Source organism: Pseudomonas sp. FW305-70 (genome assembly GCF_058783925.1).
The window spans coordinates 204349-229344 of sequence record NZ_JBYSYZ010000005.1 but is presented as its reverse complement, the minus strand read 5'-3'; the positions used below and the strand labels follow the sequence as shown (position 1 = coordinate 229344).

Sequence of the window (24996 nt, the reverse complement as noted above, 5' to 3'; positions counted from 1 at the left end):
CAGACATCAGGGGGGATGTGCCCGCGGAAATCCCTGGATCGGGGTCTCCGTGGGCGATGCGGCAGAATTCAGGCTGTTACTTCGGCGTTAAGAATTGTCAGCACGCTTTGCACATTTTGCGCGGCATCACGACCCAGGCTGGTCAGGTAGCCACCATCAGGCTGATCGGTCAGTTCTTTTTCAAAGAGACGTTTGGCGGCGGCAATGTGTTTCGGGGCAGCGGTCTGATGAATTTTCAGACCTTCCTGGGAACTGTCCAGGTTGAAGAGTGCGAGGACTTCCAGTTCGGCAACCAGCTCAGGGGTAAGCGACATAAGGACTCCAGACTTTCTAGGAATTGGACGACAGCGCTCCTAAGGTGAGCTCACTTGCGCGGCATGTCCAGTGCTCGCGACAGGGTTTTTTTTCCTCTGTAGGAGCGAGCTTGCTCGCGATGGTCTTCAACGATGACGCTGGAAACCTGACGCTCCGCGGCGCTCTCGGGTTTTTCGCGAGCAAGCTCGCTCCTACAGGGAGGGCGTGGATTTACTGCTTTTGCGGCGGCAACTCGGGCAATGCGCGCAGCGCGGCTTCGTACCATTCGGTATTGAACGCGCGGTCTTCTTCGAGGATCGCGTCGATTTCTACCGCCAAAACGTGAGCCATCAGGTTGAGAATCTCTTCCCGCTCGTAGCCCACCAGGGTCAGCTTGTTGAAGGTCGCCTTGGCCGCTGGCGGGTTGTCGCTTTCGATCTGGTTTTCGATGGCTTCGATCAAGGTGTTTTCGGCGAACTCTTCTTCGTCGTCTTCGATATCGATTGGCTCGCTCATGGCAGGCTCCTCAGGGAAAGGTGGCCAGTTTACCCGTATTCATTGGCGTGATGCTGCTGGCAAGAAACCCTCGAGCGTTCTATAAACAGGCACTGCCCACCCCGCACGGCCTGGAGGCTTTGTGATGATCAAGCTTTATGGATTCTCCGTCAGTAACTACTACAACATGGTCAAACTGGCGCTGCTGGAAAAAGGACTGCCTTTCGAAGAAGTGCCGTTTTACGGCGGCACCGCCCCTGAAGCACTGGCCATCAGCCCGCGTGGAAAGGTCCCGGTACTGCACGTAGAGCAGGGGTTCATCAATGAAACCAGCATAATCCTCGAGTACCTCGAGCAAAATCACAGCGGCACGCCGCTGCTGCCGAGCGACCCGTTCGAGCGCGCGCAAGTACTGGCACTGGCCAGGGAAATCGAACTGTATATTGAACTGCCAGCGCGAGCCTGCTACGCCGAAGCGTTTTTCGGCATGACCCTGCCGGATGCGATCAAGGAAAAAACCAAGGCCGAACTGTTGCTGGGGATGGCTGCGCTGGGCCGGCACGGCAAATTCAGCCCTTACGTCGCTGGCGACAGCTTGAGCGTGGCGGATCTGTATTTCCTGTTCAGCGTGCCACTGGCGTGTGGCGTGGCGCACAAGTTGTTCGGCATTGATTTGTTGGCTGAGATGCCGAAGGCGAAGGCGTTGCTGGAGCGGTTGGGGGACAACCCGAACGTGCAGCGCGTGGCGGCGGATCGGGAAGCGGCAATGCCGGCGTTCATGGCGAAGATTGCTGCCAGGAAGTAGATTTTTGCGGCGTTCTGTCGATCGCCTTCGCGAGCAAGCCCGCTCCCACATTGGATTGGGTTCTCACATCAAACCCTGTGGGAGCGGGCTTGCTCGCGAAGCTTTTGACGATTTAGCGGCTGGCCAGAAGTGCCTGACCGCGAGCCACTGCAGCCTTCACCTGAGCCGGCGCGGTGCCGCCGATGTGATTGCGGGCATTGACCGAGCCTTCGAGGGTCAGCACGGCGAACACGTCCTGATCGATCTGGTCGCTGAACTTGCGCAGTTCTTCCAGGCTCATTTCCGCCAGGTCCTTGCCGCTGTCCACGCCGTACTTGACGGCATGACCGACGATTTCGTGGCAATCACGGAATGGCAGGCCGCGACGCACCAGGTAGTCGGCCAGGTCGGTGGCGGTGGAGAAGCCGCGCAGGGCTGCTTCACGCATCATCGCGTGCTTGGGCTTGATCGCCGGCACCATGTCGGCAAAGGCCCGCAGCGAGTCTCGCAGGGTGTCGGCGGCGTCGAACAGCGGTTCCTTGTCTTCCTGGTTGTCCTTGTTGTAGGCCAGGGGCTGGCCTTTCATCAGGGTCAGCAGGCCCATCAGCGCGCCGAATACGCGACCGGTCTTGCCGCGAACCAGCTCCGGAACGTCCGGGTTTTTCTTTTGCGGCATGATCGAGCTGCCGGTGCAGAAGCGGTCGGGCAGGTCGATGAACTGGAATTGCGCGCTGGTCCACAGCACCAGCTCTTCGGAGAAGCGCGACAGGTGCATCATCGCGATACTGGCGGCCGAGCAGAATTCGATGGCGAAATCGCGATCGGAGACGTTATCCAGCGAATTGCCGCCAACCGCGTCGAAACCCAGCAGTTGGGCGGTGTATTCACGATCGATCGGGTAGGTGGTGCCGGCCAGTGCCGCACTGCCCAGCGGCATGCGGTTGGTACGCTTGCGGCAGTCGACCAGGCGCTCGTAGTCACGGCTGAGCATCTCGAACCAGGCCAGCATGTGGTGCCCGAAGGTCACTGGCTGGGCGGTCTGCAGGTGGGTGAACCCCGGCATGATGCTGGCGGCTTCGCGCTCCGCCTGCTCCAGCAGGCCTTTTTGCAGGCGAGTGATTTCGGCCAGGATCAGGTCGATTTCGTCACGCAACCACAGGCGGATATCGGTGGCGACCTGATCGTTACGGCTGCGGCCGGTGTGCAGTTTTTTACCGGTCACGCCGATGCGGTCGGTCAGCCGCGCCTCGATGTTCATGTGGACGTCTTCAAGGTCGATGCGCCAGTCGAACTGGCCGGCCTCGATTTCACCCTGGATGGTCTTCAGGCCATCGATGATGCTGTCGCGCTCGGCATCGGTCAGCACGCCGACCTTGGCCAGCATGGTGGCGTGGGCGATCGAACCCATGATGTCGTGGCGATACAGGCGCTGGTCGAAAGTGACGGAGGCGGTGAAGCGGGCGACGAAGGCGTCGACGGGTTCACTGAAGCGGCCGCCCCAGGACTGATTGGTCTTGTCAGTGCTCATGAATTCGCTCGTATCGGCTTGAAGAAAGAAGGCGTGGAACGCTGGCGCGGATAATAACAGGGTTGCCAACCCTGTCGCTGACACTGGTCGATACGTTTTTTGTGTGGGAGCGAGCTTGCTCGCGATGGGCGTTAACGATAACGCGTACTTTCTGGATAAACGCGTCGACGCCAGGTTCATCGCGAGCAAGCTCGCTCCTGCATTAGCGCAACGATATTTTTCATTTGAGCAATAACGTCCCGGCAAACGTCTACAGTTGGACAGTAGGATCAGCGCACTTCTCGGTGCAGCCGCTGATCATAAGTAGAGGGGGGGTGTTCATATTGCATATCAGCAAACCCTGTGGCGATGTGTCGCCAATGCGGGCCCGGGCCGCCAATCGCCCGGCAGATGAAAATTTAGCCGCCGGACCAGCGGCACTTTTTGACGCTCGGGCTAGTCTTAGCGTGGATCGCGGTGACGGACGTCACTTCACCTGTCTACGCTATCCTTGTGCGAGACTCACGCAGGAATCCAGCGCAATATGAATGTCCTGATCGTTGATGACGAACCCTTGGCCCGCGAGCGCCTGTGCCGAATGGTTGGCGAACTCGAGGGATACAGTGTCCTGGAGCCTAATGCCACGAATGGCGAAGAGGCGTTGGCACTGATCGACAGCCACAAGCCGGATATCGTGCTGCTTGATATCCGCATGCCCGGCCTCGATGGCCTGCAAGTGGCTGCACGGTTATGCGAACGCGAAACTCCGCCCGCCGTGGTGTTCTGCGCCGGGCCCGATGAATTTGCCGTGGAAGCCTTACAGGCCAGCGCCGTAGGCTATCTGGTGAAACCTGTGAGAACTGAACAGTTACATGACGCATTAAAGAGAGCCGAGCGCCCCAATCGTGCCCAGCTCGCCGCCCTGACCCGCCCTGCTGCCGAAAGCGGCAGCGGACCGCGCAGCCATATCAGCGCCCGAACCCGTAAAGGGATCGAGCTGATTCCGCTGGATCAGGTGGTGTACTTCATTGCCGACCACAAATACGTAACCTTGCGTCACGAAAGCGGTGAAGTACTGCTCGATGAGCCACTCAAGGCCCTCGAGGACGAGTTCGGTGACCGTTTCGTGCGTATCCATCGCAACGCACTGGTCGCCCGTGAGCGTATCGAGCGACTGCAACGCACACCCCTGGGGCATTTCCAGCTGTTCCTCAAAGGCCTCAATGGTGATGCGCTGATCGTCAGTCGGCGCCATGTGGCTGGCGTGCGCAAGATGATGCAACAGCTTTAAACAGCTGTTTGCAGGCGAATTTCACACCCGATTGCCGGACATCCGGGGCCAGGGAGGCCGAGTAGTATCTGATACAAGTCAAAGTGGATTTGGCTGAGCTGTTATTATCCGCCGTATCTATTCAGTACGGATTGATCCATGTCCTCTCGCCAGATCCGCATCGCCACCCGCAAAAGCGCACTCGCCCTGTGGCAGGCCGAATACGTCAAAGCCCGCCTTGAAGCGGCTCACCCGGGCCTGCTGGTGACTCTCGTCCCCATGGTCAGCCGTGGTGACAAGCTGCTTGACTCTCCGCTGTCGAAAATCGGTGGCAAAGGCCTGTTCGTCAAGGAACTCGAAACCGCGCTGTTGGACAATGAAGCCGACATCGCCGTGCACTCCATGAAGGACGTGCCGATGGACTTCCCCGAAGGCCTCGGCCTGTACTGCATTTGCGAACGGGAAGACCCGCGCGACGCCTTCGTTTCCAACACCTTCACCAGCCTGGATGAGTTGCCTCAGGGCAGTATCGTCGGCACCTCCAGCCTGCGCCGCCAGGCGCAGTTGCTGACCCGTCGCCCTGATCTGGAAATCCGCTTCCTGCGTGGCAACGTCAACACGCGCCTGGCCAAGCTCGATGCCGGTGAATACGACGCCATCATCCTTGCCGCTGCCGGCTTGATCCGGCTGGGCTTTGAAGATCGCATCACTTCGGCCATCAGTGTCGACGACAGCCTTCCGGCCGGTGGCCAGGGCGCGGTGGGTATCGAATGCCGCAGCGCCGACAGTGAGATCCATGCGCTGCTGGCGCCCCTGCATCACCAGGACACCGCCACCCGCGTGACCGCCGAACGAGCCCTCAACAAGCACCTCAATGGCGGTTGCCAGGTACCGATTGCCTGCTACGCCGTGCTGGAGGGTGAACAGCTCTGGTTGCGCGGACTGGTGGGTGATCCAGCCGGTGGCCTGCTGCTCAGCGCACAAGCCCGTGCCCCTCGCGGCGATGCCGAGGCACTGGGTGTGCGTGTCGCTGAAGACCTTCTAAGCCAGGGTGCCGACGCCATTCTCAAAGCGGTCTACGGCGAGGCAGGTCACGAGTGATCGGCTGGCGCTTGCTGCTGACGCGTCCCGCCGATGAGGCGGCGGCGCTGGGCAGCTTTTTGGCCGAACAGGGGATTTTCAGCAGCAGTCTGCCGCTTTTGGACATCGTGCCGATTGCGGCGACTGACACAATGCGCCAGCTGATTCAGACGCTGGAAACGTTCTGCGCAATCATCGTGGTCAGCAAGCCGGCCGCCCGGATCGGCGTCGAACTGCTTGAGCGGTTTCGGCCCGCGCCGCCCGCTGTGAAGTGGTTCAGCGTCGGCGCGGCGACAGCGCAGATCCTCCAGTCTCACGGATTGGATGTGAGCTTCCCGGCAGAAGGCGATGACAGTGAGGCCTTGCTCGAACTTTCCCGCCTGCGCGAGGCGATCGCACAACCCGATGGGCGGGTACTGATCCTGCGCGGGGAGGGTGGGCGCGAATTGCTGGCTGAGCGTTTGCGTGAGCTTGGTGCTAGTGTCGAGTATCTGGAGCTGTACCGCCGGGCAATGCCGATTTACCCGCCGCAAGTGCTACCGCAACGGATCCAGGCGGAACGCCTGAACGGGCTGGTGGTCAGCAGTGGACAAGGTTTTGAGCACCTGCATCAATTGGCCGGCGATGCCTGGCCGCAATTGGCGCGGTTGCCGTTGTTTGTACCAAGCCCCAGGGTTGCCGAGCTGGCGCGTGTCGCCGGGGCCAAAACAGTTGTGGATTGTCGCGGCGCGAGTGCCGCGGCCTTGCTGACGGCGTTACGGGAGCAACCCGTACCCGTTTTCTGATGCAAAGGATGGATACGTGAGCGAAACAGCCTTGCCTAAAGATGACTCGCGACCGGTGCTTGATGCACCTGTTGATGCACCTGTAGATGAAATGCCGCTGCCACCACCAGCTGCCGAGCAGCGTCGAGGCAATGGTCTGGCAATCCTCGCGCTGATGTTGGGTGCGGCCGGTGTAGCGGTGGGCGGTTGGGGTGTCTGGCAGGTGCGTCACCTGCAAGCCAATAGTCAGCAGCAACTGAGCCAGGTACAGGCGTTGAATGACCAGGCGCAAAACCTCAAGCTCAATGAGGAGCGCCTGAGCGCACGCCTGGCGCAATTGCCCCCCGCCGATGAGCTGGAAGCGCGCAGTCGCCTGGTGATCCAGCTGCAAGGTGATCAGCAGCGTTTGAACCAGCGTCTGGAAACCGTACTCGGCGCCAGTCGCAAGGACTGGCGTCTGGCCGAGGCCGAGCACTTGCTGCGTCTGGCCAGTCTGCGACTGTCTGCCTTGCAAGACATCAGCAGCGCCCAGGCATTGGTCCAGGGTGCCGACGAGATATTGCGTGAGCAGAACGATCCGGGTGCCTTTGCCGCGCGCGAGCAGGTGGCCAAGACCCTGATAGCCCTGCGCAGTACCGAGCAACCGGACCGCACCGGGCTGTTTCTGCGTCTGGGCGCACTGCGCGATCAAGTGGCCAGCCTCACCGAGCTGGCACCGGAGTACAAGGACCGTGGCGATTCGCTGCTGGGCCTGACTGCCGATGGCGATGGTGCCAGTCGCTGGGCGCAATGGTGGGATCAGATTTCGCGTTACATCCGTATCGATTTCAATGCCGATAAAAACGTTCGCCCATTGCTGGCCGGCCAGAGCCTGATTCAGGTGCGCCTGGCCCTGAGCCTGGCGCTGGAGCAGGCACAGTGGGCCGCACTCAATGGTCAGGCTGCGGTGTACTCCCAGGTACTGGACGAAGCGCGGGACATCCTCAAGGGCAACTTCAACCCGGACAACTCGCAAAGCAAAGTCATGCTTGAGCAGGTAGCCGAGCTGAGCAGGCAACCTGTCACCGTAGTCACCCCGGACATGAGCGGCACCCTGAGCGCGGTGCAGGGATACCTGGAGCGGCGCAACGTCAACGCCGAAGATTCGGTCAAGCCAATGGCCAGGCCTGCTGCGAACACCGCGCCGGAGGCCACGCCATGAAGCGCCTCTATGTGATCGTGTTCCTCGTGATTGCTGCTGCCGCTGCGCTGGGGCTGGCGATTGCCGAACATTCCGGTTACGTGCTGATTGCCTACAAGACCTTCCGCTATGAGTCGAGCTTGTGGGCTACTTTGGCACTGGTGGCTGTGCTGTGGCTGGTGATCTGGGGTATCAAGGCGCTGGTCGAACTGGTGATGGCTTCCAGCGGGGTGGTCAACCCTTGGTCCCGGCGTAACCGCAGCCGTCGGGTGCAGGTGGCGATCGAGCACGGTCAACTGGACCTGGCCGAGGGGCGCTGGGCCAGCGCGCAACGTCACTTGCATCGGGCTGCCGAGGCCGAGCGCCAGCCGTTGCTTTACTACCTCGGTGCAGCCCGTGCCGCAAACGAACAAGGCAATTACGAAGAAAGCGACAACTTGCTGGAGCGCGCCCTGGAGCGTCAGCCTCAGGCCGAGTTGGCTATCGCCTTGAACCACGCCCAGTTGCAGACCGACCGCGGTGATACCGACGGCGCCCTCGCCACCTTGCAAGCCATGCGTGAGCGCCATCCTCATAACGCACAGACCCTGCGTCAGTTGCAGCGCCTGCTTCAGCAACGTGGTGACTGGTCGTCAGTCATTCGCCTGCTGCCGGAGCTGCGCAAGGACAAAGTTCTGCCGGCGGCCGAACTCACCGAACTGGAGCGTCGGGCCTGGGGGGCGAACCTGTCTCTGGCGGCGCAACGGGAAGAAGACGGAACGGTGGGCAAGCAAGCGCTCGAACGTGCCTGGCAGCAACTGACCTCGGCGCAACGCCAGGAGCCGCAACTGGTGCTCGCCTATGCCGAGCAACTGCGGCAATTGGGGGCTCAGGTCGAAGCCGAGGAAGTCCTGCGCACCGCGCTCAAGCGTAGCTACGACAGTCATCTGGCTCGTCTCTACGGGCTGGTGCGCGGCAATGATCCGGCCCGCCAGTTGCAGGCCGCTGAAGGCTGGCTCAAGGACCATCCGGCCGATCCGGGCCTGCTGCTGACACTGGGCCGTCTGTGCCTGCAAAACAGTTTGTGGGGCAAGGCCCGGGACTATCTGGAAAGCAGCCTGCGTGTACAACGCAATCCGGAAGCCTGTGCAGAGCTGGCGCGGCTGTTGGCGCAAATGGGTGATGCCGAGCGCAGCAACCAGCTGTTTCAGGAAGGCCTGGGATTGCTGGATGAACGCTTGCTCGCTGCCCCTCTGCCAGTGGCAGTTCGCGCTTGACCGATTCGCTGGCGCCAGGCACCGGCGTCTGTGTGATGAGCTGCGGCGAGGAAGCAATCTTCCTCGTCGCAGTGAGATGATTCGCTGAAATTCGGTTACCCATTCTCGTCGCAGGTAAAGTCCTACAGAGGACTACTTTTTATCCTCTCGTCTACGTCGGGATTTCCCTACACTTCTGCTGAAGTCTCCTTGGGCGCCTGCCTTGAAAGGCCGCCGCGCTTTCCTCTACCGTAACGGACTGTCACTACTTTTACGGATAAGCCATGTCTTTGGCCTGCTCACGCTCCTTGTTTTTCATGGCTTTCATTGCGGGTGCCCTGGCGTTGGGCGTTTCCTACTACCTGGAGTATGCGGTCGGCCTGCGGCCTTGCGGCTTGTGTCTGGTGCAGCGGTTTTGTCTGGCGCTCCTGACCGGTGTCTGCCTGATGGCTTCGGTCCATGGTCCAGGTCGCATCGGAACCGCTCTGTATTGGCTGCTCTGTCTTGGTTTCAGCCTGGCCGGCACTGTCACGGCGTGGCGACAGGTTTTGCTGCAAAGCCTTCCGATGGAACAAGCAGCGGCGTGCTCGACCCATCTGGCGGATCTGTTCGCCGGTTCTGCGCTGCTCTCCGTCCTGCAGCAAGTGTTCAAGGGCGCTGTCGATTGTGTGGAAATTTCCTGGACGCTGTTCGATCTGAGTCTCACGGAGTGGAGTCTGCTGTTCTTCGTCGCGATGATGATTCTGGCTGTTTACCAGTCGTTGCGACTGGTCTGGATCAGCTATCAGCGACCACTCAGCGACGAGTCGTCGCACCGGGCCTTTGCCGGCGATTAAACACTTGTATGAACTTTATCGCCTGCGTACCTTGAAGCCAGTGTCGTGCGGGCATAATCTGGCCCGCACGTGTCATTGGAATTATGTTGCTCGATGACGCTCTGCCTGACCGCCCACCGATGTTACAAGAGGCGTGCGGGCATAGAGCAGCTGACCCACAAGGGAAGAGAGATCACCATGCTCGAAAGTTGTCAGAATGCTCAGGAACGCTGGGGTGGAGTGCACCTGCTGATCGATCGCTGGTTGCAGGAACGACACGAACTGATCGGGGCCTATGACGCTCTTGGCGCAAAGCCTGAGGCGTTGGGTGAGAACCGCAAGCCTTTGCAGGAGTTCTGCGGCGTGCTGGTCGATTATGTATCGGCCGGGCACTTCGAGATCTACGAGCAGCTGACGGGGGAGGCCAAGGCCTTCAACGACACGCGTGGCCTGGAGCTCGCCGAGACGATCTACCCGCGCATCGACGTCATCACCGAGAAGCTGCTCGCGTTCAATGACCTGTGCGATGAAGGTAAATGCGTCGCCGAGAAATTCAAGGAACTGGGTGGCCTGCTGCATGAACGCTTCGAGCTGGAAGACTGCCTGATCGAAGTGCTGCACACAGCCCACAAGGAAGCCGATTCGGTTCAGGCCTGAAGCGCTTTCTGCAAGATCTCGAAACGGCGTGCCAAGGCACGCCGTTTTTCGTTTGTGTCGTCAGCCGGTGGCACCGCGCAATTCGACTTCAAACACCAGTGGTGTGAACGGTGCGATCACGTCACCGGCACCCTCGGCGCCATAGGCCTGGGCCGATGGAATCACCAGTCGCCATTTCGCCCCGACCGGCATGTTTTGCAAGGCGCTGCGCCATCCGGCGATCACGCTGTCGAGACTGAACCATTGAGGCTGACTGTTCTGATCGAACACCGTGCCGTCGGGCAAGCGACCGATGTACAGCACCTGCACCTTGCCGTTGGGTCCTGCCTTGGCGCCAGCGCCCGGCGTCAACTCGGTCAGCAGCACGCCGTCAGCCAGTTCGCGCACGCCAGGCCTGGCTTTCTCGGCGGCGAGAAAACGCTGTTCCTTTTCCAGTGCCAATTCGCTTTGCGGCTCAGCTGACTGCATGGCAATCCGCGCTTCATGCTCGGTCAATATCTGCTGGATCTGCTCGTCTTTCAGCGCCAGCGGCTTGCCCTGATAGGCCTGTTGCAATCCCTCGACGAGTGCCTGAAGTTGCAGATCGGGAGCCTCCTGGCGCAAGCGTTCGCCAAGGCTCGCACCCAGGCTATAAGCGAGATCGTGGGCTTCATTTTCCTGTGTTTTTTCGGCGGCCTGGGCGACCGAAAAAAACACGCACAGCGATAAAAAAAGGTGGCGCGACATGGGCACTCTCCGACCTGAATTGCGGGCGATTATGCCAGTGAGAATGCGCACAACGGTGAACTGCTTTCACGCCGACGCAGAAGTTTTTCAGTCCTTTGCAACGCAACGCTTTCGATAGTGTCAACATGCCCTAGCGGCGGTTGCTGCAGAGGTCTAGTATGAGCCGCACTCACTTCAGCCAGGAGGTAAACCATGTCGGCCACCAAGAAGCCAGTAAGCACTCCATTGCACCTGCTCCAACAACTCTCGGGCAGCCTGCTCGAGCATCTGGAAACCGCTTGTTCCGAAGCCTTGGCTGATGCTGAAAAACTGCTCGCCAAACTGGAAAAGCAGCGCGGAAAAGCGCAAGAAAAACTGCACAAGTCCCGCACCAAATTGCAGGACGCTGCGGCGGCCGGAAAAGCCAAGGCGCAAGCCAAGGCCAAGGGCGCAGTAAGCGATCTTGAGGAACTGCTCGATGCCCTCAAGGATCGTCAATCGGAAACCCGCGGCTACATTCTGCAACTCAAGCGCGATGCTCAGGAAAGCCTGAAACTGGCCCAGGGCGTCGGTCGTGTACAAGAGGCTGTCGGCAAGGTGTTGTCCCTGCGCGCGGCCAAGCCTGCTGCGGCACCTGCGAAGAAAGCCGCTGCCAAACCGGCTGCTGCAAAAGCACCGGCCAAGCCTGCTGCTGCAAAACCGGCCGCTGCCAAACCGGTAGCTAAAACCGCCGCAGCCAAACCTGCTGCAAAACCTGCAGCGAGAAAACCAGCCGCTGCCAGCGCCGCAAAACCGGCTGCTAAATCCACGGCTGCCAAACCTGCCGCTGCACGTCCTGCTGCTGCAAAAACCGCTGCTGCCAAACCAGCCGTGGCTAAAACCGCTGCTGCTAAACCGGCTGCAAAACCAGCTGCAAAACCAGCCGCTAAACCAGCTGCCCGCACCGCTGCTGCGAAACCTGCTGCCAAGCCGGCTGCAAAACCTGTCGCTGCAAAACCGGCCGCTAAACCAGCAGCCAAACCAGCGGCAAAACCTGCTGTAAAAGCGGCTGCCAAACCAGCTGCAGCAAAACCAGTCGTTGCCGCCAAGCCAGCAGCGGCCAAACCAGCTGCTAAACCAGCTGCTAAACCAGCTGCGGCTAAACCAGCTGCCAAACCTGCTGCTGCCAAACCTGCTGCAAAACCCGCAGCCAAACCTGCTGTGAAGAAGCCGGTTGCCGCCAAGCCAGCCACCGCTCCGGTTGCAAAGCCAGCCACCGCACCGGCTGCCAAGCCAGCCAACCCGGCTCCGGTAGCAACGTCTGCTTTAGCCGCGGCCACATCGACAGCCACGCCAGCGCCAACGCCGGCCGCCGCATCGATCGCAGCAACCACCCCAACCAGCGCTTCCTAAGTGCCGGTTACCGCGACGCGCAGCTGATGCAGCGCGTCGCGGTGCAGGTGGGCGGCCTCGGTCGCCGCACCTTCCAGCCAGGCCGCCAGATCGGTCCCGGCATTTTGCGGCCAACTCTGCGCCGCTCTCTCCAGCCGCAACAACAGATGCCGTTCGGCTTCCAGTTCGAGTCCCTTCACTTGTTCACGCAAGGTATGCAAGTCGGCGTCTTCCGTGGCCGCGGCTTTCCACTGTGTGCGCAAGATGCGCAACGGCCGCACGACATCGATGTCCCACGAGGTGGCCACACCGCGCAGTTGCTGCAAGCGCTGCTCATCGAAAGCCACGCCTCGTTGTCCCAGCCACGCACCACACAGCAGCAGACACACATTGACCCCCGCCGACTGCAATTGCAGGCATGCCTGCTCTACACCGGGGCGGGCGTAAGTGGTCAGGGAAAAGCTCCACAGGTCAGAGGACATAGTGCTACTCGCGCCAGTTGCGAGCGAAGCTGGTAGACTCCGCCGCCATTATGATTCGACTTCAGAACCTGACTTTACAGCGTGGCCCGCAACGTCTGCTAGAAGACGCCGAGCTGACCCTGCACGCCGGCCAGAAAGCCGGCCTCATCGGTGCCAATGGCGCCGGCAAATCGAGCCTGTTCGCCTTGCTTCGGGGTGAGCTGCACCCGGACTCGGGTGATTGCTTCCTGCCGGCCGACTGGCGTATCGCCCACATGCGCCAGGAGGTCGACACCCTCGAACGCCTGGCGGTCGACTACGTGCTCGATGGCGACCTGCGCCTGCGCCAGGTGCAACGCGACCTGGCGGCAGCCGAAGCGGCCCATGACGGTGCCGCACAGGCCCGCCTGCATTCGGAACTCGACAGCGCCGACGGTTACACCGCCGACGCCCGGGCGCGCAAGCTGCTGGCCGGTCTTGGGTTCACCAACGAGCAGATGGATCGTCAGGTCGGGGACTTCTCCGGTGGCTGGCGAATGCGTCTGAACCTGGCACAGGCCTTGATGTGCCCGTCGGACCTGCTGCTGCTCGACGAACCGACCAACCACCTGGACCTCGACGCCATCATCTGGCTTGAGGAATGGCTCAAGAGCTATCCGGGCACCCTGATGCTGATCTCCCACGACCGGGACTTCCTCGATGCCGTGGTCGACCACGTGGCCCACGTCGATCAGCGCAAGATCACCCTGTACCGCGGTGGCTACAGCGCCTTCGAGCGCGCCCGTGCCGAACGCCTGGCCCAGCAACAGCAAGCCTACGAGAAGCAGCAGGCGCAACGTGCGCACATGGAAAGCTACATCGCCCGCTTCAAGGCCCAGGCCACCAAGGCCCGTCAGGCTCAGAGCCGGATCAAGGCCCTGGAGCGGATGGAAGAGCTGACTGCTGCCCACGTCGATTCGCCGTTCGACTTCGTCTTCCGCGAATCGCAGAAAATTTCCAGCCCGCTGATCGACCTGTCCGACGCCCGCCTGGGTTACGGCGACAAAGCCGTGCTGGAGAAGGTCAAGCTGCAACTGACCCCGGGAGCGCGAATCGGTCTGCTCGGCCCTAACGGTGCCGGTAAATCGACCCTGATCAAGAACCTTGCCGGTGAGCTCTCGCCATTGGCCGGTCGCTTGACCCGTGGCGAGAACACCGTGGTCGGTTACTTCGCCCAGCATCAGCTCGACTCTCTGGATTCCAAAGCCAGCCCGTTGTTGCACTTGCAGCGCCTGGCACCGACCGAGCGCGAACAGACTCTGCGCGACTTCCTCGGCGGTTTCGACTTCCGTGGCGCGCGGATCGACGAGCCGGTGCTGAATTTTTCCGGTGGTGAAAAGGCGCGCCTGGCCCTGGCATTGATTGCCTGGGACCGGCCGAACCTGTTGCTGCTCGACGAACCGACCAACCACCTGGACCTGGAAATGCGCCTCGCGCTGACTATGGCCCTGCAGGAGTTCAGTGGTGCGGTACTGGTGGTCTCTCACGATCGTCATTTGCTCAAAAGCACCACCGACAATTTCTATCTGGTGGCGGATGGCAAGGTCGAAGAGTTCGACGGCGACCTGGAGGACTACACCCGCTGGTTGGTGGAGTATCGCCAGCGCAATGCCCCGGTCAGCAGCACCCCGGTCAATCCGGACAAGACCGACAAGAAAGCCCAGCGTCAGGCCGCAGCGGCGTTGCGTCAGCAACTGGCCCCACACAAGCGTGAGGCTGACAAGCTCGAAGCCGAACTGGGCAAGCTCCACGAAAAACTGGCGAAGGTCGATACCAGCCTCGGCGACAGCGACATCTACGAGCCCGCACGCAAGAACGAATTGCGTGATCTGCTGGCCGAGCAGGCCAGGCTGAAAGTGCGTGAAGCGGAGCTGGAAGAGGCGTGGATGGAGGCCCTGGAATTGCTGGAAAGCATGCAGGCGGAGCTGGAGGCGCTGTCCTGATGGACGCCTTCAAGCTGCCGTTGCCGGCGGTGTGGGTCGAGCCGATCTGGCTTGGCGTGCAAATCCTGTTGATCCTGCTCGCCGGCTACTTCACCCAGCGCTTCGTCGCCAAAGGCCTGACCCGTCTTGGTGAGCGTTACCCGTTTCCGCCGCAATTGATGATGCCGCTGCGGGGTGGCTTGCGCTGGCTGATCATGGGCAGCGCGCTGATTTTCGTGCTGGAGCGACTCGGTGTATCGGCCACGGTGCTCTGGACCGCGTTGTCCGGTTTCGTCGCAGTCGCGGCGGTGGCGTTTTTTGCCATGTGGAGCGTGCTCTCGAACCTGCTGTGCGCGATCCTGATCTTTACCGTCGGCCCGTTCCGCATCGGTGACGTGGTCGAGTTGGTGGACACCACCGACAAGCCCGGCGTCAAAGGTCGGGTGGTGGCGATCAATCTTCTTTACACCACGTTGCTCGAGGCCGAAGAACTTGGCACTGGCAGCGCCATGGTGCAGGTGCCCAACAGTTTGTTCTTCCAGCGTTCGGTGCGGCGCTGGCGCGGGACGGATGTGTTTCCTTCCAGCGGGTTTGAAAAGTAAACCTTCTGCTGCCTGATACACCGCTTTCGCGAGCAAGCCCGCTCCCACAGGTGATCGCGTTCTTATTAGCGACATCGGTCTGATGTGGGAGCGGGCTTGCTCGCGAAGGGGCCCTCAAGCACTGAGCGCTGGTCGGCCGTCGCCATGTCCTGCAAAAAATCGGTAGTCATCCAATCAAAGCCGCATTAGCTTAGACATCTGTCACGAGTCCGAGTCGAGGTGTGCAATGGAGCTTCAAACATGGCTGGCGTTTTTTGCCGCCTGCTGGGTGATCAGCCTGTCCCCCGGTGCCGGCGCCATTGCGTCGATGTCCAGCGGTCTGCAATACGGCTTCTGGCGCGGCTACTGGAACGCCTTGGGCCTGCAACTGGGCCTGGCTTTGCAGATCGCCATCGTCGGTGCCGGTGTCGGCGCCATTCTCACGGCTTCGGCCACGGCCTTTTACGCCATCAAATGGTTTGGCGTGGCGTATCTGGTTTACCTCGCGATCAAGCAATGGCGCGCGCTGCCCAGCGATATGAGCGATGACGCCTCAATGCGCCAGATCGGCAAGCCGATGGCCCTGGTGTTCCGTGGTTTTCTGGTGAACATCAGCAACCCCAAGGCGCTGGTGTTCATGCTGGCGGTGCTGCCGCAGTTCATCGACCCCCATGCTCCGCTCCTGATCCAGTATCTGGTGATTGGCGTGACCATGGTCTGCGTCGACCTGATCGTCATGGCCGGGTACACCGGTCTGGCGTCCAAGGTGCTGCGTCTGTTGCGCACACCGAAACAGCAAAAGCGCATGAACCGCACCTTTGCCGGGCTGTTCATCGGGGCGGCGGCTTTCATGGCGACGTTGCGCAGGGCCGCCGTGTAAACGGCGACTTACAAAAAAGGCGACCCTGGAGGTCGCCTTTTTCGTTTGTGGGGGCAATTCCAGAAACCAATGCAATTACGAAGAAGTATCAACAAAGCTTGAGCGAAACCCGTCAGGCGTTAACAATGTGTAACTTCGTATTTCCAATTGAGATTCATTCATGATTGCCCCCTCCCGTTTCCTGGCCTGGCTGGTGTTGCCGCTGTTGGCGGCGTGCAGCTTTCAGTTGCTGGCCGCACCCGCCGAAGGTGCGCCGCAGGCGCTGCACTTGCTCGATTTCATCGGCGCGGATTACCCGGACACGGTGCAGGCGGGCAGCATCACGGACCAGGCCGGATTTCGCGCGCAGCAAGACTCGGTCAAGACGCTGGGAAGCCTGATTGCAGCCCTGCCGGACACATCGGAAAAAGCCGCGCTGGAGCAAAGCCTGGTCGCGCTGGGAAATTCCATCGGCGCCCATCAGGACGGTGCCGAAGTTGCGCGCCAGGCCCGGCAACTGGGTGCGAAGCTGGCCGTGGCCTATGAAGTCAGCCAGGCCCCGGTCATTACGCCGGACCCGGCGCGTGGCGCACCGCTGTACGCTCAGCATTGCTCGGTCTGCCATGGCGATACAGGGGCCGGCGACGGCCCGGCGGGTGTCGGCATGACGCCAGCGCCGACCGATCTGCGTGATGCTTCACGGCTGGACCGCCTGAGCCTCTACGCGATCTACAGCACCCTCGGTCAAGGCATTGAAGGCACTGATATGCCGGCCTTCGCCGACCAGCTGGATGATCGTCAGCGTTGGGACCTTGCCACCTATATCGCCAGCTTCAGCAGCACCCCGGCGACGGCCAGTGCTGACAAAACCTACAACATTGCCGACCTGGCCCGTCAGACTCCGGCCGAAGTGCAGGCCGTCGAAGGCCCGCAAGCCGCCGCGACGTTCCGTGCCCAGCGGGCGCAACCGCCCCAGGTCAAGCGTGGCCCGGCACAACTGCTTGACTACACGGCGGCCACCCTGGACAAGAGCATCGCGGCGTATCGTGCCGGCGAGCATGATCAGGCTTATGACTTATCGGTAGCAGCGTATCTGGAAGGCTTCGAGCTGGTCGAGAGCTCGCTGGATAACATTGACGCCAACGTGCGTAAAGACACGGAAAAATCCCTGATGGCCTACCGTCAGTCGTTGCAGGACGGCTTGTCGGTGAGCGAGGTCGAGCAGCGCCTGGACGTGGCCAAGGACAAGTTGAAAGCATCGGCCGACTTGCTGGGTAGCGACGGTTTGAGCTGGTCGCTGAGTTACATTTCCGGCTTGCTGATTCTGCTGCGCGAAGGTCTGGAAGCGATCCTGGTGCTGGCGGCGATCCTGGCCTTCTTGCGTAACACGGGCCAACAGGCGGCGGTGCGCAGCGTCAACGTCGGTTGGGGCCTGGCATTTCTGGCCGGGTTAGGCACCTGGGCGCTGGCAGCCTATGTGATTGATGTCAGCGGTTCGCAGCGCGAGTTGCTGGAAGGCGCGACGGCGTTGTTTGCCAGTGTCATGGTGCTGTGGCTGGGCGTGTGGATGCATGACCGTCGTCACGCGGCGGCCTGGCAGGATTACATCAAGACCAGCCTGGTGGGTGGCGGTGGGCGTTTCGGCTTTGCGACACTGGCGTTTTTCTCGGTGTATCGCGAACTGTTCGAAGTGATTCTGTTCTACGAAACCCTGTGGCTGCAGGCAGGTCCCGCAGGGCACAACGCCGTGTTGGCCGGTGGGGCCACGGCGGTGGTGCTGCTGGTCGGCCTGGCCTGGGTGATTTTGCGCGGTTCGGCGAAGTTGCCGCTGGCGCTGTTCTTCAGCATCAACGCGGGTCTGCTGTGCGCCTTGTCGGTGGTGTTTGCCGGGCATGGCGTGAAAGCGCTGCAGGAAGCCGGGATTTTCGGCACGCGGCCGGTGCCGTTCTTTGACTTTGACTGGCTGGGGATCCATGCCGATGCGTATTCGTTGAGCGCCCAGGCCGTGGCGATCATTGCGATTGTCGTGTTGTATGGTCGTAGTCGGGTGGTTGAGAAGCAGCGGGTGCAGGTTTCTTAAACCGCATTCGCTTCGCTCACTTTCGCGGGCGAGCCACGCTCCCTCAGGTTTAGCGGCGCGTGGCTTGCCCGTGATGTTTTTCAAGAGAGGAAAAACCAATGCGTGTATGGATCGATGCCGATGCCTGTCCGCGGGCGGCCAAGGATCTGGTGGTGAAGTTCGCCCTCAAGCGCCAGTTTGAAGTGGTGCTGGTGGCCGGGCAGCCGCAGACCAAGCCGGGGCTGGCGCTGGTCAAGCTGATCGTGGTGCCGAGCGGCCCGGATGCGGCGGACGATTACCTGGTGGAGTACGCGGTGCCCGGTGAGCTGGTGATCTGTAGCGATGTGCCGCTGGCCGATCGTCTGGTGAAGAAGGGCGTGGCAGCGCTCGACCCACGGGGCAAGGAATTTGATGCGCAGAACATGGGGGAGCGGCTGGCGGTGCGCAACCTGTTCACCGATTTGCGCGAACAGGGGCAGATGGGGGGGGGGCCAGCGCCGTTTGGCGAGCGTGAGAAACAGGCGTTTGCCAATGCGCTGGACCGGATTTTGACTCGGCTCACCCGAAAAGCCTGAACCCCTGTAGGAGCGAGCTTGCTCCGGGCGGCGATCCGACGATGGACGTCAACGATGACGAGTGCTGGCTGGATGAACGCGGTGCGCTTACATCCATCGCGAGCAAGCTCGCTCCTACAGTTGTGTCAGGCGTCGTTTTCGTGGGTCAGTTCCAGCACCCGGTCTACCAGCTTGTTGATCCCCGACGCCACTTCACTGATCGATTGCGCCAGCATATAGGCCGGGGTGCTCACCAGTTTGCGTGCCTTGTCTTCGACGATGTCACTGACCGCGCAATCGGTATGGGTCGCGCCCATCTTGTTCATCGCGGCAGCGGTGTCGGTGTCATTGCCAATGGTGCAGGTGACGCCGGGACCGTAGATCTTGGCGGCCAGGGCAGGGGAAATGCACATCAACCCCACCGGCTTGCCAGCCTCGGCAAAGGCTTCGGTCAGTGCCAGGACATCCGGTTGAACGGTGCAGCCGGCGCCTTCAATGGCGAAGTTGGACAGGTTCTTGGCTGAGCCGAAGCCGCCGGGCACGATCAACGCGTCGAAGTCATCGACGTTCGCGTCACGAATGTCCTGGATGTTGCCCCGGGCAATCCGCGCCGACTCGACCAGCACGTTGCGCGATTCGGGCATTTCTTCGCCGGTCAGGTGATTGATTACATGCAATTGCGCGATGTTCGGTGCGAAGCACTGCACCTGCGCCCCGCGTTGATCCAGGCGCAGCAGGGTGATGACGCTCTCGTGGAGCTCGGCGCCGTCGTACACGCCACAACCGGAAAGGATCACTGCAACTTTTTTGCTCATGGGCTTTTCTCCAGATTCATGGCGTTAAATGTCCACTAATTTGTCACTCGTTGCCATAGGGTTAATTCGCAGTTACACATAGCATTTGTCTTCAGGATTCCGATCAGGGCGCGTCATGGACTTCATTCTGTACGCGGTGCCGTTCTTCTTTGCACTGATCGCCCTCGAACTGCTGGCCGACCGTCGGCGCGGGGTGAGCAACTATCGGGTGGCTGACGCGATCAACAGCATCAGCACCGGCGTGCTGTCGACCACCACGGGACTGCTGACCAAAGGCATTGGACTGGTGACCTACGCGTTCGCCTTCAAGCATCTGGCGTTGTTCGAGTTGTCGGCCGACAGCGTCTGGACCTGGGTGTTTGCCTTCGTCTTCTACGATTTCTGCTACTACTGGCTGCATCGCCTGGGCCACGAGCGCAACATTCTCTGGGCCGCGCATTCGGTGCATCACCAGAGCGAGGACTACAACCTGTCCACGGCGTTGCGCCAGACCAGCACCGGATTCCTCCTGGGCTGGATCTTCTATCTGCCGATGGCGGTGTTTGGCGTGCCGCTGCTGGTATTCGTCAGTGTCGCGGCGCTGAACCTGCTGTATCAGTTCTGGGTGCATACGCGGCACATTCCCAAGCTTGGCTGGTTCGAATGGTTTTTTGTCACGCCATCCAATCATCGGGCTCACCATGCACAGAACGCTCTCTACATGGATCGCAACTACGGCGGCGTGTTCATTATTTGGGACCGTCTGTTCGGTTCGTTCCAGGAAGAAGACGACAACGAGCCGGTGGTCTTCGGCGTGACCACGCCGCTGGCGAGCTGGAATCCCCTGTGGGCGAACGTGCAGTTCTACGCGCAGTTGTGGGCCGATGCGCGGCGTGCCGAAAGCACCTGGGACAAGCTGCGGATATGGTTCATGCGCACGGGCTGGCGCCCGGCGGACGTGGCGGCCAGATACCCGATGAACAAGCCGGACCTGAACCAGTTCCGCAAATTCGAGGTGCCGCTGGAAGGGCGTCAGCAGCTCTACGTCGTGTTGCAGTTCTGCGTCTATATCGCACTGGGCAGCTACTTGATGAATCTCGAGCCGAAGCTGTCAGTCGCCGCCCTGGTGCTGGGCTGGGGAGTGGTGGCGTTCGGTCTGTTTGTGCTGGGCGTGGCCCTGGAGAATCGCCCGTGGGCGTTGAAGCTGGAACTGGTGCGGCTGGCATCGAATCTGCCATTGGCATGGCTGGCCCCGATGGTGGGGCTGTGGCCGGCCAGCGCCGTGGGCTGGGTCGGCCTGCTCAGTTACAGCCTGTTGAGCGGCATCGGCCTCTACTGTTGCAGAAACCGCATCACTCGGTTGGCGTCGTAGGGCCTTCGGTATTGGACCGCGCAGCTTTCAGGGCCTGCTCGTCGGCATAGACCTGCTTGGCCAGGCGGGCATTCTTGAAGCGCCGGCGCAGCCACAGCACGAGGCCCAGGACCAGCAGGGCGCCGAGCACCCAAAGTTCGTACTTCTTCACACTGCCGAGCATGCCTTCGAGCACTGCGCCGAAATGGTAAGCGGCCGCCGCTAGGGCGGCGGCCCAGATCGCCGCGCCAATGCCGTTGAGCAGCAGGTAACGCCCCGGCGGATAGCCCGACAACCCGATGGCCACCGGCATGACCGTACGCAAACCGTAGACGAAGCGGAAGCTCAGTACCCAGATATCCGGATGCTTGCGAATGTGCTCCAGCGCCCGGTCACCCATCATCTGCCAGCGCGGCTTGCGTGCCAGCAGTTTTCGACCGTGCTTGCGTCCCAGGAAATACCACAGTTGGTCGCCGGCATAGCTGCCGAAGAAGGCCACGACCACCACCAGGTTGATGTCCATATATCCACGGAACGCGAGGAAGCCCGCGAGTACCAGGATGGTTTCGCCTTCGAAGAACGTGCCTAGAAAAAGGGCAAAGTAGCCGAAGTCATGCAGAAATTGTTGGAGCATTGTCTGGGTGCTGGCGAAATGAACGCGCAGCCTAACCCTTCGGACACATTCAGGAAAGTGTCCAAATGTGTCTCGACGTGAACATTTCCTACAACGACAATGGAATGCGGCTACACGTCGCAGGGTGCACATAACTGTCATACGTTCGTCATAATGGGCACTTATAACTGTCACGCTCGCCCGTCTGCGCGGGCTCAGGAGTCTGCCGTGAGCTTTACCCCCGCCAATCGTCTGTTCCCCGCAACCCGCCTGCGCCGCAACCGTCGTGACGACTTCTCGCGTCGACTGGTCCGTGAAAACGTCCTGACCGTCGATGACCTGATCCTGCCGGTGTTCGTTCTGGACGGTGAAAATCGTCGCGAAGCAGTGGCTTCGATGCCGGGTGTCGAACGCCTGACCATCGACCTGTTGCTGGAAGAGGCGGCCAAGTGGGTCGAACTGGGGATTCCGGCGCTGGCGCTGTTCCCGGTGACGCCTTCGGAACTCAAGTCTCTGGATGCTGAAGAGGCCTGGAACCCGGAGGGCATCGCCCAGCGCGCCACCCGCGCCCTGCGTGCGCAATTCCCTGAGCTGGGTGTGATCACCGACGTGGCCCTGGATCCGTTCACCACCCACGGCCAGGACGGCATTCTTGATGAAGTAGGCTACGTGCAGAACGACATCACCGTCGATGCACTGGTCAGGCAAGCCCTGTCCCACGCCGAAGCCGGCGCTCAGGTCGTGGCCCCATCGGACATGATGGACGGTCGCATCCAGGCGATTCGCGAAGCCCTTGAAGTGGCCGGTCACGTCAATGTGCGGATCATGGCCTACTCGGCCAAGTACGCCAGTGCCTACTACGGCCCGTTCCGCGATGCGGTCGGTTCGGCGCTGAACCTGGGCAAGGCCAACAAGGCCTCCTATCAGATGGACCCGGCCAACAGCAACGAAGCCCTGCACGAAGTCGCGGCGGACTTGTCAGAAGGTGCGGACATGGTCATGGTCAAGCCAGGCATGCCGTACCTGGACATCCTGTGCCGGGTCAAAGAAGAATTCAAAGTGCCGACGTTTGTCTATCAAGTCAGCGGCGAATACGCCATGCACATGGCGGCGATCCAGAATGGCTGGTTGAGCGAAGGGGTTATCCTCGAGTCGCTGACCGCTTTCAAACGTGCAGGCGCCGATGGCATCCTGACGTACTTTGCCGTTCGTGCCGCTCAATTGTTACGAGAGCAAAAATAGCCCTCCCAGGAACATTCGATGAATACCGAAGTACTCACTGAAGTTGCCGTAAAAGACGCTCAACCGGTGGTGGAGCAAGTCGACGAGACCCCGCCGGAGCTGGAGCCAGCTCCGCCCGCGGCGGTCGTCGAACCCGCTGCGACAGCACCGGCGGTGGCCATTCCCGGTCTGGATGACAGCAGCCTGTACATTCACCGCGAACTGTCGCAACTGCAGTTCAACATCCGCGTGCTGGAGCAGGCGCTGGACGAGTCCTACCCATTGCTGGAGCGGCTGAAGTTTCTGCTGATCTTCTCCAGCAACCTGGACGAGTTCTTCGAAATTCGCGTTGCCGGCCTGAAGAAGCAGATCACCTTCGCCCGTGAACAGGCGGGCGCCGATGGCCTGCAACCGCATCAGGCGCTGGCGCGCATCAGCGAACTGGTACACGGTCACGTCGACCGTCAGTACGCGATCCTCAACGACATTCTGTTGCCGGAGCTGGAGAAGCATCAGGTCCGCTTCATCCGTCGCCGCAATTGGACGACCAAACTCAAGACCTGGGTGCGCCGCTATTTCCGCGACGAGATCGCACCGATCATCACCCCTATCGGCCTCGACCCTACGCACCCGTTCCCCTTGCTGGTGAACAAGAGCCTGAACTTCATCGTCGAGCTCGAAGGTATCGACGCCTTCGGTCGCGACTCCGGTTTGGCGATCATCCCGGCACCGCGTCTGCTGCCGCGCATCATCAAGGTGCCGGAAGAGGTCGGCGGCGCCGGCGACAACTATGTATTCCTGTCGTCGATGATCCACGCTCACGCCGATGACCTGTTCCAGGGCATGAAGGTCAAGGGTTGCTACCAGTTCCGCCTGACCCGTAACGCCGACCTCGCGCTGGACTCCGAAGACGTCGAAGACCTGGCCCGCGCCTTGCGCGGCGAGCTGTTCTCCCGTCGCTACGGTGACGCAGTACGCCTGGAAGTGGCCGACACGTGCCCGAAACACCTGTCCGACTACCTGCTCAAACAGTTCAACCTGAGCGAGACCGAGTTGTACCAGGTCAACGGTCCGGTGAACCTGACGCGGCTGTTCAGCATCACCGGCCTGGACAGCCAGCGCGAGCTGCAATACCTGCCGTTCACCCCGCAGATCCCGAAACTGCTGCAGAACAGCGAGAACATTTTCAGCGTGATCAGCAAGCAGGACATCCTGCTGCTGCACCCATTCGAGTCGTTCACCCCGGTGGTCGACCTGCTGCGCCAGGCCGCCAAGGATCCACACGTACTGGCGGTGCGCCAGACGCTGTACCGCTCCGGCGCCAACTCGGAAATCGTCGATGCGCTGGTGGATGCGGCGCGTAACGGCAAGGAAGTCACGGCGGTGATCGAATTGCGTGCGAGGTTCGACGAAGAATCCAACCTGCAACTGGCCAGCCGCCTGCAGGCAGCCGGTGCGGTGGTGATCTACGGCGTAGTCGGCTTCAAGACCCACGCCAAGATGATGCTGATCCTGCGTCGCGAAGCGGGCGAGATCGTGCGTTATGCGCACCTCGGCACGGGTAACTACCACGCCGGCAACGCCCGCCTGTACACCGACTATAGCCTGCTGACCTCCGACGACGCCCTGTGCGAAGACGTCGGCAAACTGTTCAGCCAGTTGATCGGCATGGGTAAGACGCTGCGCATGAAGAAGTTGCTGCACGCGCCGTTCACCCTGAAAAAGGGCATGCTCGACATGATTGCCCGGGAGACCCAGTTCGCCCTCGACGGCAAACCGGCGCACATCATCGCCAAGTTCAACTCGCTGACCGATCCGAAGATCATCCGCGCGCTGTACAAGGCCAGCCAGTCAGGCGTGCGCATCGATCTGGTGGTGCGTGGCATGTGCTGCCTGCGGCCGGGCATCGCCGGGGTTTCCCACAACATCCATGTGCGTTCGATCATCGGCCGTTTCCTGGAGCACACCCGGGTCTTCTACTTCCTCAACGGCGGCGATGAGCAGATGTTCCTCTCCAGTGCCGACTGGATGGAGCGCAACCTCGACAAACGCGTAGAGACTTGCTTCCCGGTGGAAGGCAAGAAACTGATCATGCGGGTCAAGAAAGAGCTGGAGCTGTATCTGACCGATAACACCCACAGCTGGAGCCTGCAGCCGGACGGTCGTTACGTCCGTAACACGCCGACCGGCAACCAGAACCCGCGCAGCGCCCAGGCGACATTGCTGGAGCGTTTGGGCAGTCCGATCCTCACGGTCCGGTAACGGGACTCGCGGGTGAAAAAAGGGCGATCCATGTGGATCGCCCTTTTTTGTATCGGCGCCGTTCCCTGTAGGAGCGAGCTTGCTCGCGATGGACGTGAACGATTATGCGTACTGCCTGGATAA

The 24996-nt window shown here is 61.0% G+C and carries 24 protein-coding genes; 17 read left to right on the top strand and 7 right to left on the bottom strand.

Annotated features, from left to right (window positions below):
* Window positions 1-68 precede the first annotated feature (68 nt).
* Together AC3WN7_RS06470 and AC3WN7_RS06465 are read right to left on the bottom strand one after the other, a co-directional pair.
* Complete coding sequence (locus tag AC3WN7_RS06470) at window positions 69-314, bottom strand: TIGR02647 family protein (RefSeq protein ID WP_007980796.1); 246 nt, start codon at window positions 312-314, stop codon at window positions 69-71.
* A 211-nt stretch (window positions 315-525) separates the two neighbouring features.
* Window positions 526-810: a hypothetical protein gene (locus tag AC3WN7_RS06465; RefSeq protein WP_007978820.1), complete on the bottom strand. Its 285-nt coding sequence runs from the start codon at window positions 808-810 to the stop codon at window positions 526-528.
* Window positions 811-934: 124 nt separating this feature from the next.
* Here AC3WN7_RS06465 and AC3WN7_RS06460 point away from each other — a divergent pair, with 124 nt between their 5' ends.
* Window positions 935-1594 carry a glutathione S-transferase family protein gene (locus tag AC3WN7_RS06460; protein WP_102673522.1) on the top strand — a complete coding sequence of 220 codons (660 nt, stop codon included), beginning with the start codon at window positions 935-937 and terminating at the stop codon, window positions 1592-1594.
* Between the two features lie 112 nt (window positions 1595-1706).
* On the opposite strand, the gene argH is transcribed toward AC3WN7_RS06460, so the two are convergent.
* Window positions 1707-3101, bottom strand: a complete 1395-nt coding sequence (gene argH, locus AC3WN7_RS06455) for an argininosuccinate lyase (protein ID WP_007978825.1) — start codon at window positions 3099-3101, stop codon at window positions 1707-1709.
* 523 nt (window positions 3102-3624) lie between these two features.
* Here argH and AC3WN7_RS06450 point away from each other — a divergent pair.
* The 7 genes from AC3WN7_RS06450 to AC3WN7_RS06420 all read left to right on the top strand — a co-directional run bounded on the left by AC3WN7_RS06450 (window position 3625) and on the right by AC3WN7_RS06420 (window position 10081).
* Complete coding sequence (locus AC3WN7_RS06450) at window positions 3625-4371, top strand: LytR/AlgR family response regulator transcription factor (RefSeq protein WP_015097334.1); 747 nt, start codon at window positions 3625-3627, stop codon at window positions 4369-4371.
* 138 nt (window positions 4372-4509) lie between these two features.
* Window positions 4510-5451: a hydroxymethylbilane synthase gene (gene hemC / locus AC3WN7_RS06445; protein WP_102673521.1), complete on the top strand. Its 942-nt coding sequence runs from the start codon at window positions 4510-4512 to the stop codon at window positions 5449-5451.
* Window positions 5448-6215 carry a uroporphyrinogen-III synthase gene (locus tag AC3WN7_RS06440; RefSeq protein WP_095964307.1) on the top strand — a complete coding sequence of 256 codons (768 nt, stop codon included), beginning with the start codon at window positions 5448-5450 and terminating at the stop codon, window positions 6213-6215. Before hemC ends, AC3WN7_RS06440 begins: the two co-directional genes overlap by 4 nt.
* Window positions 6216-6231: 16 nt before the next feature.
* Window positions 6232-7395 (top strand): uroporphyrinogen-III C-methyltransferase, encoded by a 1164-nt coding sequence (locus AC3WN7_RS06435; RefSeq protein ID WP_102673520.1) that lies wholly within the window; start codon window positions 6232-6234, stop codon window positions 7393-7395.
* On the top strand, window positions 7392-8630 hold the full coding sequence (locus tag AC3WN7_RS06430) for a heme biosynthesis protein HemY (protein ID WP_095964306.1): 1239 nt from the start codon (window positions 7392-7394) through the stop codon (window positions 8628-8630). The genes AC3WN7_RS06435 and AC3WN7_RS06430 overlap by 4 nt, the downstream gene beginning before the upstream one ends.
* A gap of 263 nt (window positions 8631-8893) precedes the next feature.
* Window positions 8894-9445, top strand: a complete 552-nt coding sequence (locus AC3WN7_RS06425) for a disulfide bond formation protein B (protein WP_095964305.1) — start codon at window positions 8894-8896, stop codon at window positions 9443-9445.
* A 177-nt stretch (window positions 9446-9622) separates the two neighbouring features.
* On the top strand, window positions 9623-10081 hold the full coding sequence (locus AC3WN7_RS06420; RefSeq protein ID WP_015097328.1) for an Rsd/AlgQ family anti-sigma factor: 459 nt from the start codon (window positions 9623-9625) through the stop codon (window positions 10079-10081).
* Window positions 10082-10141: 60 nt separating this feature from the next.
* On the opposite strand, the gene AC3WN7_RS06415 is transcribed toward AC3WN7_RS06420, so the two are convergent.
* Window positions 10142-10807: an FKBP-type peptidyl-prolyl cis-trans isomerase gene (locus AC3WN7_RS06415; RefSeq protein WP_095964304.1), complete on the bottom strand. Its 666-nt coding sequence runs from the start codon at window positions 10805-10807 to the stop codon at window positions 10142-10144.
* 192 nt (window positions 10808-10999) lie between these two features.
* Here AC3WN7_RS06415 and AC3WN7_RS06410 point away from each other — a divergent pair, with 192 nt between their 5' ends.
* A complete protein-coding gene (locus tag AC3WN7_RS06410) occupies window positions 11000-12178 on the top strand; it encodes an AlgP family protein (RefSeq protein WP_102673519.1) in 1179 nt (392 codons plus the stop codon).
* Here the strand turns inward: AC3WN7_RS06410 and AC3WN7_RS06405 are convergent.
* Complete coding sequence (locus AC3WN7_RS06405; RefSeq protein WP_095964301.1) at window positions 12175-12639, bottom strand: TIGR02444 family protein; 465 nt, start codon at window positions 12637-12639, stop codon at window positions 12175-12177. The genes AC3WN7_RS06410 and AC3WN7_RS06405 overlap by 4 nt on opposite strands.
* 50 nt (window positions 12640-12689) lie before the next feature.
* Between AC3WN7_RS06405 and AC3WN7_RS06400 the strand changes: the two genes are divergently transcribed.
* The 5 genes from AC3WN7_RS06400 to AC3WN7_RS06380 all read left to right on the top strand — a co-directional run bounded on the left by AC3WN7_RS06400 (window position 12690) and on the right by AC3WN7_RS06380 (window position 18653).
* Window positions 12690-14600, top strand: coding sequence for an ATP-binding cassette domain-containing protein (locus tag AC3WN7_RS06400; RefSeq protein ID WP_095964300.1), 1911 nt, complete (start codon window positions 12690-12692; stop codon window positions 14598-14600).
* Window positions 14600-15181, top strand: a complete 582-nt coding sequence (locus tag AC3WN7_RS06395) for a mechanosensitive ion channel family protein (RefSeq protein WP_095964299.1) — start codon at window positions 14600-14602, stop codon at window positions 15179-15181. The genes AC3WN7_RS06400 and AC3WN7_RS06395 overlap by 1 nt, the downstream gene beginning before the upstream one ends.
* A gap of 226 nt (window positions 15182-15407) precedes the next feature.
* A complete protein-coding gene (rhtB, locus tag AC3WN7_RS06390) occupies window positions 15408-16040 on the top strand; it encodes a homoserine/homoserine lactone efflux protein (protein WP_015097322.1) in 633 nt (210 codons plus the stop codon).
* A gap of 160 nt (window positions 16041-16200) precedes the next feature.
* Window positions 16201-18099, top strand: coding sequence for an FTR1 family protein (locus tag AC3WN7_RS06385; protein WP_095964298.1), 1899 nt, complete (start codon window positions 16201-16203; stop codon window positions 18097-18099).
* Between the two features lie 98 nt (window positions 18100-18197).
* Window positions 18198-18653 carry a YaiI/YqxD family protein gene (locus AC3WN7_RS06380; protein WP_095964297.1) on the top strand — a complete coding sequence of 152 codons (456 nt, stop codon included), beginning with the start codon at window positions 18198-18200 and terminating at the stop codon, window positions 18651-18653.
* A 125-nt stretch (window positions 18654-18778) separates the two neighbouring features.
* Here the strand turns inward: AC3WN7_RS06380 and elbB are convergent, their stop codons facing one another.
* Window positions 18779-19447 carry an isoprenoid biosynthesis glyoxalase ElbB gene (gene elbB / locus AC3WN7_RS06375; RefSeq protein ID WP_007978857.1) on the bottom strand — a complete coding sequence of 223 codons (669 nt, stop codon included), beginning with the start codon at window positions 19445-19447 and terminating at the stop codon, window positions 18779-18781.
* Between the two features lie 115 nt (window positions 19448-19562).
* Between elbB and AC3WN7_RS06370 the strand changes: the two genes are divergently transcribed.
* The gene (locus AC3WN7_RS06370) at window positions 19563-20798 is read left to right on the top strand and encodes a sterol desaturase family protein (RefSeq protein WP_102673518.1); all 1236 of its coding nucleotides are present in this window, start codon (window positions 19563-19565) and stop codon (window positions 20796-20798) included.
* Here AC3WN7_RS06370 and AC3WN7_RS06365 read toward each other — a convergent pair.
* A complete protein-coding gene (locus tag AC3WN7_RS06365; RefSeq protein WP_015097318.1) occupies window positions 20779-21411 on the bottom strand; it encodes a DedA family protein in 633 nt (210 codons plus the stop codon). The genes AC3WN7_RS06370 and AC3WN7_RS06365 overlap by 20 nt on opposite strands.
* Before the next feature lie 207 nt (window positions 21412-21618).
* On the opposite strand from AC3WN7_RS06365, the gene hemB reads away from it, so the two are divergent.
* On the top strand, window positions 21619-22632 hold the full coding sequence (hemB, locus tag AC3WN7_RS06360) for a porphobilinogen synthase (RefSeq protein WP_102673517.1): 1014 nt from the start codon (window positions 21619-21621) through the stop codon (window positions 22630-22632).
* Window positions 22633-22650: 18 nt separating this feature from the next.
* Complete coding sequence (gene ppk1, locus AC3WN7_RS06355) at window positions 22651-24873, top strand: polyphosphate kinase 1 (protein ID WP_095964295.1); 2223 nt, start codon at window positions 22651-22653, stop codon at window positions 24871-24873.
* Window positions 24874-24996: the final 123 nt, after the last annotated feature.

Bases quoted from the DNA above. Each gene is read 5' to 3' on its own strand.
- AC3WN7_RS06370 (WP_102673518.1), top strand. From the start codon at position 19,563: ATGGACTTCATTCTGTACGCGGTGCCGTTCTTCTTTGCACTGATCGCC.
- AC3WN7_RS06460 (WP_102673522.1), top strand. From the start codon at position 935: ATGATCAAGCTTTATGGATTCTCCGTCAGTAACTACTACAACATGGTC.
- AC3WN7_RS06400 (WP_095964300.1), top strand. From the start codon at position 12,690: ATGATTCGACTTCAGAACCTGACTTTACAGCGTGGCCCGCAACGTCTG.
- AC3WN7_RS06450 (WP_015097334.1), top strand. From the start codon at position 3,625: ATGAATGTCCTGATCGTTGATGACGAACCCTTGGCCCGCGAGCGCCTG.
- AC3WN7_RS06430 (WP_095964306.1), top strand. From the start codon at position 7,392: ATGAAGCGCCTCTATGTGATCGTGTTCCTCGTGATTGCTGCTGCCGCT.
- AC3WN7_RS06465 (WP_007978820.1), bottom strand. From the start codon at position 810: ATGAGCGAGCCAATCGATATCGAAGACGACGAAGAAGAGTTCGCCGAA.
- AC3WN7_RS06420 (WP_015097328.1), top strand. From the start codon at position 9,623: ATGCTCGAAAGTTGTCAGAATGCTCAGGAACGCTGGGGTGGAGTGCAC.
- AC3WN7_RS06415 (WP_095964304.1), bottom strand. From the start codon at position 10,807: ATGTCGCGCCACCTTTTTTTATCGCTGTGCGTGTTTTTTTCGGTCGCC.
- AC3WN7_RS06410 (WP_102673519.1), top strand. From the start codon at position 11,000: ATGTCGGCCACCAAGAAGCCAGTAAGCACTCCATTGCACCTGCTCCAA.
- AC3WN7_RS06470 (WP_007980796.1), bottom strand. From the start codon at position 314: ATGTCGCTTACCCCTGAGCTGGTTGCCGAACTGGAAGTCCTCGCACTC.
- argH (WP_007978825.1), bottom strand. From the start codon at position 3,101: ATGAGCACTGACAAGACCAATCAGTCCTGGGGCGGCCGCTTCAGTGAA.
- AC3WN7_RS06405 (WP_095964301.1), bottom strand. From the start codon at position 12,639: ATGTCCTCTGACCTGTGGAGCTTTTCCCTGACCACTTACGCCCGCCCC.
- hemC (WP_102673521.1), top strand. From the start codon at position 4,510: ATGTCCTCTCGCCAGATCCGCATCGCCACCCGCAAAAGCGCACTCGCC.
- AC3WN7_RS06380 (WP_095964297.1), top strand. From the start codon at position 18,198: ATGCGTGTATGGATCGATGCCGATGCCTGTCCGCGGGCGGCCAAGGAT.
- AC3WN7_RS06365 (WP_015097318.1), bottom strand. From the start codon at position 21,411: ATGCTCCAACAATTTCTGCATGACTTCGGCTACTTTGCCCTTTTTCTA.
- elbB (WP_007978857.1), bottom strand. From the start codon at position 19,447: ATGAGCAAAAAAGTTGCAGTGATCCTTTCCGGTTGTGGCGTGTACGAC.
- rhtB (WP_015097322.1), top strand. From the start codon at position 15,408: ATGGAGCTTCAAACATGGCTGGCGTTTTTTGCCGCCTGCTGGGTGATC.
- AC3WN7_RS06395 (WP_095964299.1), top strand. From the start codon at position 14,600: ATGGACGCCTTCAAGCTGCCGTTGCCGGCGGTGTGGGTCGAGCCGATC.
- ppk1 (WP_095964295.1), top strand. From the start codon at position 22,651: ATGAATACCGAAGTACTCACTGAAGTTGCCGTAAAAGACGCTCAACCG.
- AC3WN7_RS06425 (WP_095964305.1), top strand. From the start codon at position 8,894: ATGTCTTTGGCCTGCTCACGCTCCTTGTTTTTCATGGCTTTCATTGCG.
- AC3WN7_RS06385 (WP_095964298.1), top strand. From the start codon at position 16,201: ATGATTGCCCCCTCCCGTTTCCTGGCCTGGCTGGTGTTGCCGCTGTTG.